The sequence below is a fragment of the Pantoea sp. B65 genome, from assembly GCF_047308185.1.
Taxonomy (GTDB): Bacteria; Pseudomonadota; Gammaproteobacteria; order Enterobacterales; family Enterobacteriaceae; genus Erwinia.
In genome coordinates this window covers 307,465-324,103 of the sequence record NZ_JAHXPU010000015.1, presented here as the reverse complement: position 1 = coordinate 324,103, position 16,639 = coordinate 307,465, and the positions used below count along the sequence as shown (strand labels likewise).

19 protein-coding genes are annotated in these 16,639 nt (G+C 51.7%); 7 read left to right on the top strand and 12 right to left on the bottom strand.

Translation table 11 applies throughout. The features are described from left to right. Window positions 1-61: 61 nt before the first annotated feature. The 5 genes from JWF83_RS04350 to ddlA all read left to right on the top strand — a co-directional run bounded on the left by JWF83_RS04350 (window position 62) and on the right by ddlA (window position 5,468). Window positions 62-640 carry a TetR/AcrR family transcriptional regulator gene (locus JWF83_RS04350; RefSeq protein ID WP_413649167.1) on the top strand — a complete coding sequence of 193 codons (579 nt, stop codon included), beginning with the start codon at window positions 62-64 and terminating at the stop codon, window positions 638-640. Between the two features lie 185 nt (window positions 641-825). Then, the gene (locus JWF83_RS04345; RefSeq protein WP_413648940.1) at window positions 826-1,737 is read left to right on the top strand and encodes an arginase family protein; all 912 of its coding nucleotides are present in this window, start codon (window positions 826-828) and stop codon (window positions 1,735-1,737) included. A gap of 698 nt (window positions 1,738-2,435) precedes the next feature. Next, the gene (locus JWF83_RS04340) at window positions 2,436-3,359 is read left to right on the top strand and encodes a DMT family transporter (protein WP_413648938.1); all 924 of its coding nucleotides are present in this window, start codon (window positions 2,436-2,438) and stop codon (window positions 3,357-3,359) included. Window positions 3,360-3,377: 18 nt separating this feature from the next. Beyond that, window positions 3,378-4,088: a cyclase family protein gene (locus JWF83_RS04335; protein WP_413648937.1), complete on the top strand. Its 711-nt coding sequence runs from the start codon at window positions 3,378-3,380 to the stop codon at window positions 4,086-4,088. 279 nt (window positions 4,089-4,367) lie between these two features. Beyond that, window positions 4,368-5,468, top strand: coding sequence for a D-alanine--D-alanine ligase (ddlA, locus tag JWF83_RS04330; protein WP_413648935.1), 1,101 nt, complete (start codon window positions 4,368-4,370; stop codon window positions 5,466-5,468). 4 nt (window positions 5,469-5,472) lie between these two features. Here ddlA and JWF83_RS04325 read toward each other — a convergent pair whose 3' ends face one another. From JWF83_RS04325 to JWF83_RS04305, 5 genes are all read right to left on the bottom strand, one after another. Further along, window positions 5,473-6,384 (bottom strand): DMT family transporter, encoded by a 912-nt coding sequence (locus tag JWF83_RS04325; RefSeq protein ID WP_413648934.1) that lies wholly within the window; start codon window positions 6,382-6,384, stop codon window positions 5,473-5,475. Between the two features lie 124 nt (window positions 6,385-6,508). Then, complete coding sequence (locus JWF83_RS04320; RefSeq protein WP_413648932.1) at window positions 6,509-6,946, bottom strand: hypothetical protein; 438 nt, start codon at window positions 6,944-6,946, stop codon at window positions 6,509-6,511. 74 nt (window positions 6,947-7,020) lie between these two features. Continuing rightward, on the bottom strand, window positions 7,021-7,707 hold the full coding sequence (locus JWF83_RS04315; RefSeq protein WP_413648931.1) for a hypothetical protein: 687 nt from the start codon (window positions 7,705-7,707) through the stop codon (window positions 7,021-7,023). Between the two features lie 18 nt (window positions 7,708-7,725). Then, a complete protein-coding gene (locus JWF83_RS04310) occupies window positions 7,726-8,661 on the bottom strand; it encodes an alpha/beta hydrolase (protein WP_413648929.1) in 936 nt (311 codons plus the stop codon). Between the two features lie 59 nt (window positions 8,662-8,720). Then, window positions 8,721-9,347 (bottom strand): NADPH-dependent F420 reductase, encoded by a 627-nt coding sequence (locus JWF83_RS04305; RefSeq protein WP_413648927.1) that lies wholly within the window; start codon window positions 9,345-9,347, stop codon window positions 8,721-8,723. Window positions 9,348-9,448: 101 nt separating this feature from the next. Here JWF83_RS04305 and JWF83_RS04300 point away from each other — a divergent pair, with 101 nt between their 5' ends. Further along, a complete protein-coding gene (locus JWF83_RS04300) occupies window positions 9,449-10,360 on the top strand; it encodes a LysR family transcriptional regulator (protein WP_413648926.1) in 912 nt (303 codons plus the stop codon). Window positions 10,361-10,362: 2 nt separating this feature from the next. On the opposite strand, the gene JWF83_RS04295 is transcribed toward JWF83_RS04300, so the two are convergent. The 7 genes from JWF83_RS04295 to JWF83_RS04265 all read right to left on the bottom strand — a co-directional run bounded on the left by JWF83_RS04295 (window position 10,363) and on the right by JWF83_RS04265 (window position 15,541). Then, window positions 10,363-10,716, bottom strand: coding sequence for a putative quinol monooxygenase (locus tag JWF83_RS04295; RefSeq protein ID WP_413648925.1), 354 nt, complete (start codon window positions 10,714-10,716; stop codon window positions 10,363-10,365). A gap of 46 nt (window positions 10,717-10,762) precedes the next feature. Further along, a complete protein-coding gene (locus tag JWF83_RS04290) occupies window positions 10,763-11,140 on the bottom strand; it encodes a cupin domain-containing protein (protein ID WP_413648924.1) in 378 nt (125 codons plus the stop codon). A 102-nt stretch (window positions 11,141-11,242) separates the two neighbouring features. Beyond that, window positions 11,243-11,440 carry a tautomerase family protein gene (locus tag JWF83_RS04285; RefSeq protein ID WP_413648923.1) on the bottom strand — a complete coding sequence of 66 codons (198 nt, stop codon included), beginning with the start codon at window positions 11,438-11,440 and terminating at the stop codon, window positions 11,243-11,245. Between the two features lie 129 nt (window positions 11,441-11,569). Continuing rightward, a complete protein-coding gene (locus JWF83_RS04280; protein ID WP_413648921.1) occupies window positions 11,570-12,490 on the bottom strand; it encodes a LysR family transcriptional regulator in 921 nt (306 codons plus the stop codon). A gap of 77 nt (window positions 12,491-12,567) precedes the next feature. Then, window positions 12,568-13,860 (bottom strand): NAD(P)/FAD-dependent oxidoreductase, encoded by a 1,293-nt coding sequence (locus tag JWF83_RS04275; RefSeq protein WP_413648920.1) that lies wholly within the window; start codon window positions 13,858-13,860, stop codon window positions 12,568-12,570. A 63-nt stretch (window positions 13,861-13,923) separates the two neighbouring features. Further along, window positions 13,924-14,346: a Rid family hydrolase gene (locus tag JWF83_RS04270; protein ID WP_413648919.1), complete on the bottom strand. Its 423-nt coding sequence runs from the start codon at window positions 14,344-14,346 to the stop codon at window positions 13,924-13,926. 55 nt (window positions 14,347-14,401) lie between these two features. Continuing rightward, window positions 14,402-15,541 (bottom strand): tyramine oxidase subunit B, encoded by a 1,140-nt coding sequence (locus JWF83_RS04265; RefSeq protein ID WP_413648918.1) that lies wholly within the window; start codon window positions 15,539-15,541, stop codon window positions 14,402-14,404. Between the two features lie 180 nt (window positions 15,542-15,721). On the opposite strand from JWF83_RS04265, the gene JWF83_RS04260 reads away from it, so the two are divergent. After that, on the top strand, window positions 15,722-16,537 hold the full coding sequence (locus tag JWF83_RS04260) for a helix-turn-helix domain-containing protein (protein ID WP_413648916.1): 816 nt from the start codon (window positions 15,722-15,724) through the stop codon (window positions 16,535-16,537). The last annotated feature ends 102 nt before the right edge of the window (window positions 16,538-16,639 follow it).

Genomic DNA, 16,639 nt, shown 5'->3' with positions numbered 1-16,639 from the left:
CATGGACAACTTTTTTAATCTACTGTACGGTAGCCATGACTCCGCAACCCAGCCTTTCACTATGACCAGCGAAAAATCAGCAACCTATCACCGCCTTATCACTGCTGCCGCAGCGTGTTTCTCTGAAAAGGGCTTTAATGCCACCAGCGTCAGTGATATTGCCCGCCGCGCCGCGGTGAGTCAGGGAGCAATGTATACCTATTTCAAAGGCAAGGGCGAGCTGATTACGGCCATAGTAATGGAAGAGCAACACACCGCATTACAAAATTATACCCTGTCTTATCAGTGCTCTCCGTTTGAGCGTATTTGTCAGTTGATGAAATCCTGCATAAACGAAGTCGGCTATCCGGCAGATCACCGATTATGGGTTGAGATCATTGCAGAATCTTCACGTAATCAAACCGTGCGGGAAACCTTTATTCTCACCGATAAGATCATGCGTGATGGGATCAAGAGTATTATCTCTGCAGGGATCGCACGTGGCGATTTTGCTGGCGATCTCGATCTGGAAGCCTCGACTATCGCCTTGTTTGCGCTAATTGATGGTTTGATTGCCAGAAAAGCCATCAACACTGATTTTAATCTGGAGCGTGATATGCCTGGGTTTAACCGTCTGGTAGAAAAAATTCTGGTCGTTTGATAGTTCGTCCCGCGACTGCATGACCGCCGCCTTTTCGCGCCTGACAGCCGGTGCGTAAGTCATAACTTCACACCCCGTCAGCATCTGTTAACCCCCTTTGGCTATAGACAACCGTAAAAAAAAGCGCTAGCTTAATGAATGAACGTTCATTCATTTTAAAAAACAACCCAAAATGGTGAGCGAAAGTGAGAGCCCCGTTACCTCCAGCTTCTAAGGAAAAGCGCCTGATGACGAATGCAAAAACCATCCGCCTGGTAATGCCGCAATGGCAGGGTGGCAACAATCCGGCCTATAAATTCGGAGCTGAGTTGCTGGCATGGCTGGCGCCAGAAACCAGCTCACCGGTAATCCATATTCCTGTGGCGGCAGCAGATCATTCCCTGATTAATGAAAATGGCATCATGGGGCGCCAACAGATTGTTAACCAACTGCACGGTGCTCAGGCCGCTATTAAGCAACATCTACCGGATAAAATCGTGGTTCTCGGCGGTGATTGTCTGGTCGACCTTGCACCCTTTGCCTGGCTTAGTGAGCGCTATAACGACAACTTTGGTATCCTGTGGCTTGATGCACATCCTGACGTTATGTCACCAGCACAATTCAGTCATTCTCATGCCCATGTGTTGGGCGCGCTGATGGGGCATGGTGATAGCGACCTGACGTCAGTGGTAAGCACCCCGGTTGCCGGAAACCGGGTGATGATTGCCGGGATTAATAATCCCAACCAGTATGAAAAGGAATTTATTGCCGCGCAAGGTATCAACACCTGTTCACCAGCAGACGTAAAAGCTGGCTTTAGCACAATTCGTGAATGGATTAACCGTGAAGGCATCACTTGCCTGGCGATCCATTTTGACCTTGATGTACTGAATTATAAAAACTTCCGTTCCGTGCTTTTTGCTAACCCGTCTGCAAATGAAAGTGACTATGATGGCATTGGTAAAGGACAGCTGGAAATCAGCGAGGTGGTAACGTTAATTAAACAGGTTAACGAGTTGACAACTATTGTTGGTATTGGCATCGCGGAGCATCTTCCATGGGATGCTATTAATCTTAAAACAATGTTGGAAAATTTACCGCTGCTCAATGGGAAATAACATCACGAAAAAATAGCAGCGTTATCTTACTCTGTATGATCGACATGTTTTTATGATAAATAATCGTATCATTATCGGTAAGTTAATATTCTGCTATCTGTAGCCAAAGTTTCATCTCATCTGGTATCGTGCAGACTTTCCCCCAGAATTGTCTGCCAGGACCGCAACTACAGCGCAAACCCGCGTTATTCAGACACTTCCAAAAGTTTGTAATGCTCCCCCACTTTCACCGAACGCCACCCGCCTTTTCTCCAGTGTTAAATAATTCAATGAAATAAATTAAACAGCTCTACTTATAATGGATAAATTATAGTAAATAATAATTTACCATCCAGTAAAAAGTCTATTATCACCAACCATCATAAATAGAAAAACATTTATTTCAATGCACCAAAAAGATCTATTAACGCACCATCATGGACATTTTAATCATTAAGACACCCGCTAACACCTGATTGCAGCGCAATAATAACATGGCATAAATATTGCTTTATATAATAAGCATCAAATTTTATTCACCAGAGATTCCGGAAATACAAAAATATAGATTAATAAATTATCTTTCACAATCCTGAAATACGGGAAAGCCATTAGCATGTAAAAAATTAACGTATTGACTTTTCATCATACAACTTAATTCCGGTATTTTTACAAATACTACCGGAGGGATACTCTCTATCTTTTTTAAGGCGAAAAAAATGCTGCATAAAATATCTGGACTACTCTCAGTAGCGATGTGCTTCATACTTGTCGGTTCAAGCTATCCCATTGCGAAAGAAGCGATGGAGTCCATCCCAACCTGGACCTTTACCTTTATTACCTTCATCATTGGCTTTCTGTTTCTGCTACCACTTACCTTGCGCAAGGAAAAAACCAACTGGTTCGCCATTAGTTTGAAAAACTGGATGATTGTCAGTCTGTTTTCACTGCTAGGCGCGGTACTGTATACCATCTTTCTTTTATATGGTCTGCCTTCAACCAGTGCCATATCAGCTTCCGTTATCACCAGTGCCGCACCCGCCGCTGTAATGTTAATTTCAGTTATTTTCTTCCGGGAAAAATTAAAAGCTAATAGTGCTCTCTCGGTTTTTCTGGCGGTAGTCAGCGTAATTGTGATGACTATTCCCGCCAGCCAGCAGGGGGGCAGCAACACGCTTACCGGACTGTTTTTCCTTTGTTTATCAACTCTTTCCAATGCGCTAAATATTGTTCTTGCCAATAAAGTTCATACTACCCTGAAACCGCTAACGATGGCGGCGGGAGTATGTCTGACAGGCGCAGTATTCAGCTCGCCGATGGCCATTTATGAATTACAATCGTATCAGTTATCCGGCATTACTCAGGGGCAGGCGATGGTGATGCTTTATTACGGCATCTTCGTTTGGGCATTAGCGTATATCTTTTTCTTCCGGGGAATAACGCGGATTTCAGCAGCTTCAGCGGGGATGTGTGTGGCGATTACCCCCATCGCCTCGATGGCCTGCGCGGTAATATTTTTTGGTGACAGTGTTAGAACCTCCGATCTTCTTGCCACCATTATCATCATCTTTTCCATTATTTTTTCGGAGATCGACCTTAAAAAAATATTCAAACGATCTAACAAAATCCAAATAAACTCCTGATACTAATAAGGTATAACAATGAAAACGATTCTGAAGAAAGCATTAATTGCTGTTTTGGTGCTCATTCAGCCAGCGATGGCCGTGACTTTGCCAGTAGTAAAACAATATGTTGATCTTAACCATCCACTTGAGTCTGGCATGCAAACTTATCCGGGATTAAGTGATGTCCATATTTACAAGACAGCACCACGTTATCCGAACGGTGCTTTGATTGATGGCATTAAATTTCTTGGCATATCTGCTACCTATATTGATGCCCCTTACCATGCTGACGAACATGGGATGAAAATTACTGATTATCCACTGGAAAAACTGGTCAATCTGCCAATCGTAGTGATCGAGAAACCGAAAGATCGCGTTACCTTCGAAGTTACCGACTTTAAAGGCGTGGATGTGAACGGCAAAGCGGTGCTACTACATAGCGGCAGAAGTCAATTCTTCGGCACGCCGGAGTACGCCAGTCATCCTCCTTACCTGTCGACCGCAGCAGCCGAATGGCTGGTGAAGAACCATGCTTCCCTGGTCGGTATCGATTCATTGTTAGTGGATAATTTTAATAAAAACGACACGATACCAGTCCATGATATCTTGTTGAAAAATGGCGTCGTTATCGCCGAAGATATGACCAATATCTCCGCCGTTATTGGCAAAGATGCTTTTCTTACCGCGGTCCCCCCACGTGCGCCGATGACCAGCTTCCCGACGCGTATTTTTGCTACTATTTTTTGATCTCACTGGCGGTATCAACGCCGTGACTATGCTGCTGTAGCTCCCGTCCCGATGGCGGCGGCAGTGCAAGCCATTGATACGGGCGGCATAAATGCCGCCCCTACAATGGGTTATCTGAAACACTGTAGGGGAGCCATTTATGGCTCCCGCCCCATTTATGCAATGCACTGGCCACCTGACAGCGCGCTGGCTGGGGGAAAATTGCCTGGTTCCTGCTTTCCATAATCCATCAGCACGATTATCTTATCCTTTTCTACCTCGTTGAACGGACAGCAAACTATGGCGAAATTGCATGTGGGGATCGTGTTTGGCGGCAAGTCTGCCGAGCATGAAGTGTCACTCCAGTCGGCTAAAAATATTCTTGAGGCCATAGATAAAACGCGCTTTGACGTATCGCTTATCGGCATCGACAAGCAGGGGCAATGGCATCTCAACGAAGCCTCGAACTTCTTACTGAATGCGGAAAATCCGGCGTTAATCGCCCTGAATCAGTCTGGCAGAAGTATCGCGCTGATCCCCGGCCAACCGCAGCACCAGCTGATTGAATCCGCCAGTGCGCAGCAACTGTCGCAGGTGGATGTTATCTTCCCGATCGTGCATGGCACTCTCGGTGAAGATGGCTCCCTGCAGGGCATGCTGCGTATGGCTAACCTGCCGTTTGTCGGTTCCGATGTGCTGGGCTCCGCCGTCAGTATGGATAAAGACGTCACCAAGCGCCTGTTGCGCGACGCAGGACTGCAAATTGCCCCGTTTATCAGCCTGAAAAAATCGCGACGCGCAGAGCTGAGCTTTGCCGCGGTGGTCGATCAGCTAGGTCTGCCGGTGTTTATCAAGCCAGCCAATCAGGGCTCGTCAGTGGGCGTCAGCAAGGTCAGCAGCGCAGAGGAGTTTGAACAGGCGCTTGCGCTGGCATTTGATTTCGATAATAAAGTGCTGATTGAGCAGGCGATTGTTGGCCGGGAAATTGAGTGCGCGGTGCTGGGCAATGAGCATCCGCAGGCCAGTAAGTGCGGCGAAGTGGTACTCAGCGACAATTTTTACTCATATCAGACCAAATATATCAATGCCGATGGCGCAACCATTATGGTACCGGCCGACATCTCCGCAGCGGCCAGCGAAGCCATTCGCCATGTGGCGTTACAGGCGTTCAGCGCGCTGGAATGCAGCGGTATGGCGCGGGTTGATGTGTTTCTGACCCCTGACCAGCAGGTTATCGTTAACGAAGTGAATACCCTGCCCGGCTTTACCAATATCAGCATGTATCCCAAACTCTGGCAGGCCAGCGGACTGGGTTATACCGACCTGATCAGTCGGCTGATTGAACTGGCGCTTGAGCGTCATCAGCAGAGCAGCGGTCTAAAGAGTTCGATTACCGGTTAACAGCTCAGCCGACAGTGCTGATTTTTACCGTCGCCTGTCGCAGGCGACGTTCCCGCAATACCGAGAAAATGCCGCCGAGCGCCACCAGACTGGCGCCGCAGATGGTCGCAGTTTCAGGCAGCGCGCCGGAGTACAGAAATCCGATAATCATCGCCCAAATCAGCGACGTATAATCGAATGGCGCCAGCAACGAAGCATCCGCATAGCGCAAACTCAGAGTCATCAGTATCTGCGTAACGCCGCCAAACAGACCACAGCCGGCCAGTAACAGCCACTGCATCCCATGGGGAATTTTCCAGCCCGCAATCAGCGTCACCAGCGCGGTTAATGCCGTCATAATGGCAAACCAGAAAGCAATTGCGCCGGGTTTTTCGCTGCCGTTAAGCAAGCGGATCTGTATCAGCGCGCTGGCGGTGCAGAGAGCGGCCATCAGCGCCAGCGCAACGCCAAATGAGGCGTTAAGATTGACCGTGGTCGGCGCCGTCAACGACAGATTACCGAACAGCATCACCAGAATGCCGCTGAAACCCGCAATGACCGCCAGCCAGCGATGATATCGGACTTTTTCTTTTAGCAGTAGCGCCGCCATGACCACCGTAAACAGCGGTGCGGCGTAGTTAATCGCCGTGGCGTCAGTGAGCGAGATATACAGCAGCGACAAATAACTAAAATACATGCCGCCGGTGCCGGCCAGGCCGCGTATAAAATGGCCTTTAATATTGCGGGTTCTGATGCCGTCAGCAATGCTCCCCTGAACCCTCAGCCAGATCAGCAGCGGTAGCAGCGCAAGCAGGGAACGAAAGAAAATCACTTCCCCCACCGGGATCGCCCCATCAAGTCCTTTTACGCAGGCCAGCATCAGCGTGGTACTGAGGGTAGCCATGATTTTCATGGTAATGCCAGCGGTGGTGCTCATCCGTTGTTAACTTATCCAGATCGGTTATCTGCCTGTCAGCATGAGCCGGTTAGCCGCCGTTTTACAGCAGATCATCGCGCCAACCCATACGGCTTTTTTATGGTAACCGGCGCCGGGCAGCGGATCATAAACAGGTGATTTTCCTGATATCCAGATGATGAATCATCTCGCGGATAATCACAAAACAGCTCAGCAGCGGGATTTTTTCCGCAGTAATCATCAGCGCAGAGTAAGAGAGGCTGTCCGCCAGCTGATTAAACGCCGCTTCAAGCGCCACCGGCTCAATAACCGTAGCGCCAGCCAGATAACTGTCACACACCTGTTTCAGTAATTGATCGCGGCATACTGCGTCCCCTTTTACCCGCTTCACGGCAGCATCGGATTCAATGATCTCCTCAATACGGTAAATCATCATTTCGACGTCATAAGCTGTCGCCTTGCCCGCCTTAAGCAACCCCGCAGTAACGGCAGCATAACCGGCGGGAAGTTTGACGCTGAGGGCATCCGCTTGCCACTGCAGGGTTATCGCATCGGACTGAATCGAAAATTCAAAATCATTCATTGCTGAAGCCTCTTTCCGCAAGCTTATTGATCTTCCTGTGAATATACGCCAACCGCAGTAAAACAGTAGTTTAATCAGTCAGCTGCTGCGGTCACCTGCAGATTGCGAAACCATGCCACGGTACCGGACTCAAGCCAGACGCCGACGCCGCCACGCTGATTTGCCCCCAGTTTCATATCGTTTACCAGCAGTGCGGGCTGAAGTGTGTTATCAAGATAAAGTCGCGCTTTCTGGCCTGAAACCACAATTTTCATATGTATCCAGCGTCCCATGTCCAGTTGCGCATAACTTTCATATTTCTCCGGCGATTCCTGTCTGAGCCGGTCAAAGGTATAGTCAGGGTAAGACACATACTGGACGCTGTGATTACGCCGCAGCTGGTCTTCCGCAATGCTGTTGGCTGGCCGTAAATAGATACTTTCAAAGCGTCCAATATGATCGATACGAAATGTCAGACCAATAAAGCCCCTGGCATAGTCAGGCGCATCCGCCGCCAGCTCACTGGCAACGTCGACTTCCACCGTCCCGTCACCGAAATCAACGGGCAGCCATGCCATAAAGTTACGGTCAGAAAGCGTTTCTTTACGTGGATCCTGCATCGCCGCTGCCGGCATCGTCATTTTAAACGCCGGTTCGCCGTTGAATATGCCGTGCTCAACGGCAACACCAGATAAAAGAAAATCACTAATTTCTCTGTCTGATGATACCGCTGCCGAACAAAACATGCCGACTGCCAGAGGAAGGCTGCGGGTTAATCCCATGATAACGCTCCTGCTAAGTCAGCGGCGCCAGAGCCAGCGCAAGGTATCCGGGAAAAGGGCACCGCCATGCAGCAGGTTATGACCCCCTTCGCCGAATTCGAAGCGAAAATCGTAATCGCGGTAGTCAAGTGCGGCGGCCATTGCCTGATTCGCCAGCCGGATATCGCCAAATACGCCGTTAATATCTTTCTGACCGGTTTGCAGGAATACCCGAATACTCTTTTTTTCCGCCTTACGAATGATAAAAGGAAAGTTATGCCCGCCGCGAATATCCATAAAGCTGCCGCAGTGGCTGATCACGCCGCCAAACAGATCCGGACGCATCCATGCCAGCGTAAAAGCGCAGATCCCGCCAGAACTGATACCGGCAGCTGCGCGTCGTGACGGATCGTTGGTTAATGTGTATTGCCCTTCGATTTCGGGCAGTAACTCTTCATCAAGGTAACGCGCGTAAGCATCGCTTATGACATCATATTCCATGCTGCGGTTGTCATTACCCCCAAGGATTGGGATCCCCGGGCCTGTCTCACCGGGCTGAATAAACAGTGCGATGGTTGGCGGAATATCGCCCTGACTGATAAGGTTATCCAGGACGATATGAGCCTGCATCTCTGGCCCCAGATAAAACCCGCCATCCTGGAAGATAATAAAATTAGCGGGCTTATCTGCTGAATACTGTGCCGGAACATACAGCCAGTAATCGCGGCCAACCCCCGGATAAACATGCTGGCTGATATGATGGCGGTGGATTAACTCTCCTGCCGCAACCCCTTGCTGTTTTAACGACATCGCACCCAGCCGGTAGGGTTCATCACCTCTTAACGCCACCCGATACGCCTCATGATCTTTTTCCGGCAGGGTCGGCGGGCAGACAAAATCGGCGATTACCGTGCTGGTAATGCCACTGGGAACATAAAAAGCATCTGACGTGCTCGCGCTGTGTTGCTGACTCATAAATATTCTCCCGCATACTGCTTCCGGCGCGGGGTAACCACGCCGGGGGTTCAACCTATTCAGGCCTTAATCCAGGCAGGGGCCACTACCGGGCCCTGCCCGAGGAAATAACCCAACTGAATATTCATCTCACCGACCGGTTCGAGATAGCGGCTGTTCTTCAGCGGGCCTGCATCCAGGACGTCGAAGTTAACCGCCCGGGCCAGCGCGGATACTTGCTGTTTTGCCGCATTATCATCAGCAGCAATCAGCACCTGCAGTTGGCCGTTATGACGCGCTTCTTCAGGTAGCAACTGAGCAAAAATAGTATTAAAGGCTTTCACCACTCTAGCCTGGGGCACCAGCGCCTGAATTTCCTCGGCTGCAGAGGTGGTGTGGCCAATAACCAGCTCGCTGAAATCGGCGCTTATCGGGTTAGAGATATCCACCACCACTTTGCTGCTGATGTCGCCAGCCAGCGCAAAAACTTCAGCCGCAGCGGTATAAGGTAGTGCGAGAAAAACCACATCCGCCAGGCCAAATGCGGCGGCGATGCCTCCGCCCTGAATACCAGCACCTAATTTCTCCGCCAGCGCTGCGGCTTTAGCCGGTTCACGATGACCAATCACCACAGGATAACCTTTGGCGGCAAACAGCGCGGCCAGGCCCGCCCCCATATTCCCGGTACCAATAACAGCAATTTTCATCTCTTTATCCTCAGGTTCCACAGATTAACTGGCACTCTATTACCTGCGCCGGATATGATAAATCAACCTTTCGTTTCATCATTAAAAACAGGTTGTTTCTAATGGATCGACTTACCAGCATGGCGGTGTTCGTCAGGGCAGTGGAACTGGGCTCTTTTACCGCAGCGGCGGATGCGCTGACCATGTCACCGCAACTGGTGGGGAAAAACGTTTCTATCCTGGAGCAGCATTTGGGGGTGCGGCTTCTCAATCGCACCACCCGGCAACATAGCCTGACTGAAGCAGGCAGGCACTTCTATGAGCGGGCAAAAATTATTCTGGCCGAAGTTGAAGCCGCTGAGTCTTTTGCCGCAGAAGCCCGGGTGGTTCCACGTGGCCGGTTGAAAATCAACGCGCCGGTTACCTTCGGCATTAATGCCCTGGCACCGAAATTACCGCTGTTTCTCCGACAATATCCGGAAGTCACGGTTGAACTTACCCTGGCTAACCGCATGGTGGATCTGATTGATGAAGGATATGACGCGGTATTTCGCGTTGGCGCGCTGGCCGACAGCGGTCTGATGGCGAAAACGCTGGCGCCCTATCGGCTGATAACCTGTGCCGCTCCCTCCTATCTGCTGACTGCCCCGCCACTCGATACCCCGGAAGATTTGCGCCGGCATGAATGCCTGATCTTCACTCACACCTCATTGCGCACAGAGTGGGTATTTGACGGTCCAACAGGACGCGTCACTCTGCCGGTATCAGGCCGTCTGTTGCTGGATAACGGTGAAGCATTGATCAGCTCGGCACTGGCTGGCTTTGGTATTGCCATGCAGCCAGCTGAGCTGGTAACGCCGCATATCGCGTCAGGCAGGCTGGAAAGGGTGCTGAACGAATACCAGGTCCCCACCCGACCGCTGCATCTGGTCTACGCGCCGGACCGAAGAATTACGCCAAAACTGCGCAGCTTTATCGATTTTGCCGCCGCGCATTTTGGCGAGGAGAGTGCATCAGGCAATAAGGAAGCGTGATCTCAACGGGTAAATCCATCAAACGGTTGCATATAGACCGCGCCAAATGGATCCAGCCTTTGTTTAATTGCTGCGTCAGGTTCGCCATAGACCGTCAGGCTACTGATAGTGGCCAGCGAGAGGAATGTTTCGGCAAACGGAGCGAAGGTGTTATCAACATGGCTCACCAACGCATCAGTCCGATAGCGCTCAACGATATGTGCTGATTTTTCATCGGCGCTAACGCTATAGACGTAGGACAGTGTATCTGGCTCCAGATGTGTTGCGCGGACAATTCGGGCGACCAGATCGCGAAAGGCCGGAAACTTACCCTCGCCTAAAGCCAGGGTAAAAACGCAGGTAATTTCATTTTTCATGGTTTGCTCTAAAAGACAGGCCGCCGGTAAACGCCAGCGCCAGGTGTCAGTATGCTGATGGTTCGGAAAGTGTCATCCCTGCAACGCCAGCGTAGGTAATCACCACTTCCGCTGGCTGCTCGGTGGTATAACCGCGGTGGATCTCGCCAGTTGATTCATTGAAAGCCATGCCCGCTTTAACCACCCGCGTATTACCCGTCTGTTTATCTTCGAGGATCAGCTGACCGGAAATGATATATGCAGCATTTGGCATCGGATGTGAGTGCCATGGCAGCAAAGTATGGGCAGGAATAGTCATTTTCATTACCGTCAGTTGAGGCCGCCCCTGTGGATAGCTCTCATACGGGGAACCATTCCAGGCACAGTCACTTTGAACCAGTTTTTCTGTCGTGACGTCGCCCTGCCTGCCTGTCTGCTTTGCCATTATCGTCTCCGGTCAGGAAATAAACTTAAAAACAAGTATTACACTGCAAATCTGTTGCCAGTACATCACAACAGAAAGGAAACAGAGATAAAGCCAGTAACATCAGACCGATTTTTTCAGAGTTTCAGCAAATATCTCGCCGGAAATCGCCCAGTTGGCGGTGGTTACGTCGTTGAAAATGACGTAGACATACTGTGGATCGACTTTCGCATGGGTTGCGATCGCTTCAGTCACCGCTTTAGCGATAGCGGGTTTAGCGTCATCACGACCGTCAAACATCTGAATATTGACTACTGGCATGGTATGACCTCTTTAAGATAAGAACACTACGGTTTTGTCAGTACATCTGACAGTGAGGAAAGAGTAGCGCCGCCTTAGAAGTTGATAAACACACGAAAAGAGGACATAGAGTAGAGAAAAAATCGACAATCAAGCAAAGGCGTTTTCTTCGGACAATTTCATCAGCTCATCAATAATAAATCGAACCCCCGGCAAAAGATGGCGCGCCCGCGGCCAGATAACGTTCAGTTCAGTCGCTGCCGGCGTCAGCTCTGGCAACAGGGTCACCAGCTTGCCTTCAGCAATAAAACCGCGCAGTAGCGACAGCGGGAACTGGATTATCCCGGCACCCGCCACGCAGGCATCAATCATCGCATCGCCGTCACTGATTTGATGAAACGGCGAAGGATTAAAACGGATATCCTGCCCTTCCGCCCCCTTAATCAGCCAGCTTAGCGGCGCGCCACCGCGCCATGCCATTACGCAACGGTGCTCCCGAAGATCGTCCTGTCTACGTGGCGTACCGTGACGCATCAGATAGGCCGGGGAAGCGCATAGCACCAGTTGTTGCTGATTCAGTCTCCTGGCGATCAGATCGCTACTGTCTTTCAGCGGACCGAAGCGGATCGCCAGATCAAAGCCGAGATCCAGCGGATCAATAATCCGATCGTTAAAGGTGATAGTGAGCTTCAGATGGGGGTAGCGCTCGGTCATATCCAGCAGAATCGGCATCATTACCGAACGGCCAAAAGCGGCAGGCATATCAATGCGCACCATGCCGGAAGGTTCGCTGAGCTTTGAACGTAATGCCGTCCCCGCCGCCTGTAACGTATCAAGCGCACTCAGACAACTCACCAGGTAGGCTTCGCCCTCCGTCGTCAGGCTAATTTTGCGGGTGGTGCGGTGAAACAGTGGCGTACCGAGACTCTGCTCAAGACGGCTGATACTTTTACCAATGGCGGATTTGGTGATTCCCAGTTGTTCTGCGGCTTCGGTAAAGCTCAGTGCATGTGCTGCAGTAACAAAATGCACAATGCCACGGAAAGATTCAGTTGAAACAGGAACAGACATTTTCCCGGCGCCACCTTTCTGGTTCAGCAAGCCGCTACTGTAGCGAAAATAGCGGCATATCACCAGGCGAACTACCCTCAGAAGCGCTCAAAGCGATACGGTGTCGGATCAATAATCGGTGGCTGACCAGAGACAATATCCGCCGCCAGCTGTCCGGCGGCCGGTGAAGTACCAAACCCATGGCCGGAAAAGCCGGAGGCAACGGTCAGCCCGGGGAAGCGGGCAACTGGCCCAATCACCGGATTGGAATCCGGCGTCACATCAATGGTTCCCGCCCAGGCTTCGGCAATTTCCGCCTTTGCGAACGCCGGCCATGCTGCCATCAGATTGTTCATTGCTTCCGTGTTAAGAGCGGGGTTCGCCGGGGGGTCCATAGTGCGAATACGTTCAAACGGGGAGACGCTCTGCTCCCCCCAGCGGCGCGCCAGCGCCAGATCGTGCAGAAAATTTTTACCCAGCGAAATGCGCAAATTGTTGCGCTGCGCACGTAGCTGCGGCAGATAGCGTAAACCAAGCAACAAGTGATCGGGGATCAGCGAAGCATCCAGCGCCCCGCGCTGAGTAATAATAAACCCGCCATCGCGGTGTTTACGGAATGAGAAATCCGGTGCGCCAACGGCAATCTCTGTCGGGCCATCCATTGGCCGGGTACGCAGTACCGAACAGATTAATGGCAAGGTGGGCAGTGAAACGCCAAGGTTACCGAGAAAACGTCGGGACCATAAGCCACCCGCAAGCAGTACCCGATCGCAACGAATCTCGCCGCGCTCGGTCACCACCCCACTGACTCTGCCTGCGGCAGTGGCCAGGGTACGTACCGCACAGTTCTCAACAATAACCGCACCTTTGGCGATCGCGGCTTTGGCGATCGCACTGGCAGCCAGCGTTGGCTCAGCGCGCCCGTCGGAAGGCGTACAGATACCGCCAGCCCACTGGCCCCTGCCGCCCGGCACCATCGCGGCAATCGCCTGCGCACTGAGCAGATGCGAATCGAGCGCCAGATGATTAACCGACTTCAGCCAGCCTTCATACAGCGCCATCTGCGCTTCGCTGCGGGCAACAAACATAATCCCCGCCTGGCGGTAACCGACATCGCACCCCACGCGTTCCGCCATCGCCGCCCAGAGTCGATCTGACGCCTGGGCTAACGGAATATCTTCGGCAAGACGGCTGGTTTTGCGTACCCAGCCGAGGTTACGTGATGATTGTTCCCCGGCGATACGCCCTTTTTCCAGTAAAACCACCGGAATATGACGTTCCGCCAGCGTCAGTGCGGCGGTTAAACCAACGATGCCGCCACCAATCACCACCACGCCGGTGGCGGCGGGAAAATCGGTGGAGGTCTGAATAGGCGTTATTACCGGAGCCATAGCATGCCTTCTTAGCAGATGTTTTATTGGCGAGTGAAAATTCAGTACGGAAAAAATTCAGCCCTAAAGCGCCACGGTTATTTCTTCCACTTCGGCTTTGGCTGCTCCGCGCCAGGCGGTCACCTCTAACTCCACTTTATATACGGTTGACCCCAGCGGAGGACAGGTAACGGTCGTCGCCGGATTAATACCGCGAAACTTCTCGCCAATAATCTCCATCACGCTGGCGACATCTTTCGGTTGCTGAATAAATACCCGGGAAAACACCACATCGGCGAGGGTGGCATCCACCGCAGCCAGTGCCAGCTCGATATTGGCAAACACCTGCAGCGTCTGTTCAGTAATGTCTGCGGGTATTTCTTTGCTCTGTGGATTGCGCCCGGCGGTATTAGAAACGTAAATCCAGTTATCAACGGCGACAATCCGTGAATAACTCCCCTGTTCTTCAAATTTAGAGCCGGTTTTCACTTTAATAATTTTGGTCATTTTTCTCTGCCAGTCAGATGAATTTGTTCGGGTGAATCAGGTAACGGTCCGGCAATCAGCACAGCGCCGGGGTATCCCACAGATTAAGTTTGACGCCGATACCTTTTTCAACGGCATTGCGATAGACCACGGTGCCCCAGGCCACATCCTCAACCGGCATACCACCAACTGACATAATGATAATCTCCTCATCGTTTTGACGGCCTGGCGCATCACCGGCAACGATCTTGCCGATATCTTCTAACTGGTCGGCCGATAATTTGCCTGCCGCCAGCATGTCCATAAAACGCACGCCAATCACCGGGATGGTGTGATGCGCCGGTTTCGGCACCTCTTCATACCAGGCGTGATACAGCCCGGTATTGTCGAGCACTTTGCGCACATCGGGCTGTTCCATACCTTCATCGAGGTTGCACAACGCCGGCATGGCGAGGAAGGCGCCGGGTTTCACCCATTCACGTTTTACCAGCGGATAAGTCGCCGGATCGCCGACTTCCCCTGAGCTGCAATAGGTGACGATATCCGCATCGCGCACCACCTGTTCAAGGCTGTCGACCACCTGGATGGTAGTGATTTGTGGATAAGTGTTTTTCACCCAGCCAATAAAGCTGTCGAGGTTTTTCTGACCACGGCCTTTAACCTTAATGGTGTTGAGTTGCGGGCAGACGGCGATAAAAGCCGCGACGGCGGTTTTACCCATCACGCCAGGACCCAGCAGACCAATCACCCTGGCATCACGACGCGCCAGGTGGCGAGCACCGACCCCCGGGACCGCGCCGGTACGGTAGGCTGATAACAGGTTCGCCGACATATGCGCCAGTGGCGCCCCGGTATCCGCATCGTTCAGCGTGAACATCAGGATAGAGCGGGGCAGTCCCTTCTGTCGGTTGGCGATATTGGAGCCATACCACTTCATACCGGCGGTGCAGAAACTGCCGCCGAGATAAGCGGGCATCGCCATTAAACGGCGATCGGCGGTAGGTTTGGGCATATTGGGAAACGGCGAATTTTCCGGGAAAGTCACCATCGCCCCATGGGAATCGTTGTTCGCTCCGGCCATGCGATAGTCGCCGTGGTACAGCAGAGCAAACATCTCTTCCATGGTGTCAACGCAGGCAGGCATATCCGTCACACCAGCGCGAATCATGTCCTGCTCAGAAAGATAGATAAAATCAATTTTAGTGCTGTCAGACATGCCAGTTACCCCGTCAAATGAGTGAGTTAGGTTGTATTAAACCTTGCGCTACCCGATGAAAGTAACGGGGCGGGCAACCGGCTGTATTGAATATTTGCGACATAGTGAAAAAGCGGGCACGGGATATGGCATCCGAATTGCAGTGATGGAGGGTCATCCTGGTTATTACGGGGTTTTCTTATGTCATATACGATCGCTATCCATCCGGAACAGCCGTGGTTTGTGCTCAGTGCCGCGCAGCATTACTCGCTGATGAATTCTGACCACCCGGCGATTTCCCATTTCTACAGTTTCGACGTTTCACAGTCGGCCAGCCTGACGCTGGCGGTGCCGGATGGCTGCGTGGATATCGTCTTTGATTGCGATGCGGCTCAGCCAAGGGCGCGGGTATGCGGCACCACGCTGGAGGCGCGCAGCGCGCAGTTGATCCGCAACCACCGCTATTTCGGCGTGCGCTTTGCCCCCGGCGTCATCCCGGATTTTCTTGATGTGATGGCGGAAGAACTCACCGACCGCGAGTTTAATTTCTTTGATGTGGTTCCGGATGCGCGCCATGCCTGCGAGCAAATCCTGCGCACCCCGCTGTTTTCACAGCAGATCGCCCTGTTTAATACCCATTTCACCCCGCGCCTGGTGCGCAAAACCTCGACGGTGACCAGTTCGATTATTCGTACCATCCTGCAACAAAGAGGCAATATCCGGGTCGGGCAACTGGAGGCATTAACCGGCTATACCTGTCGCACCATCCAGCGCCAGTTCCGCCAGGATACCGGCATGTCGCCCAAGGCATTTGGCCGCATTATGCGCTGCCAGGCAGCCCTGAATACCCTGCATCAGCGCGGCAATATTTCGTTTTCCAATCTGGCGCTGGACCTTGGTTTTAGCGACCAGTCACACTTCCTGCGCGAGTTCAAAAAACTGGTCAGTACCACCCCGCTCGACTACCAGCGCCGCACGCTGTTTGCCGCCTATGACGAGCGCATTCGTTATCACTAAGTTAGTATCAGGTTAACACCAGGTAGCACTAAAATAGTGCATCTGTTGCACCGCGCTACTGTCCGATTTTTTCTATCCGGCGCTGTTGTTGCTGAGAAATGA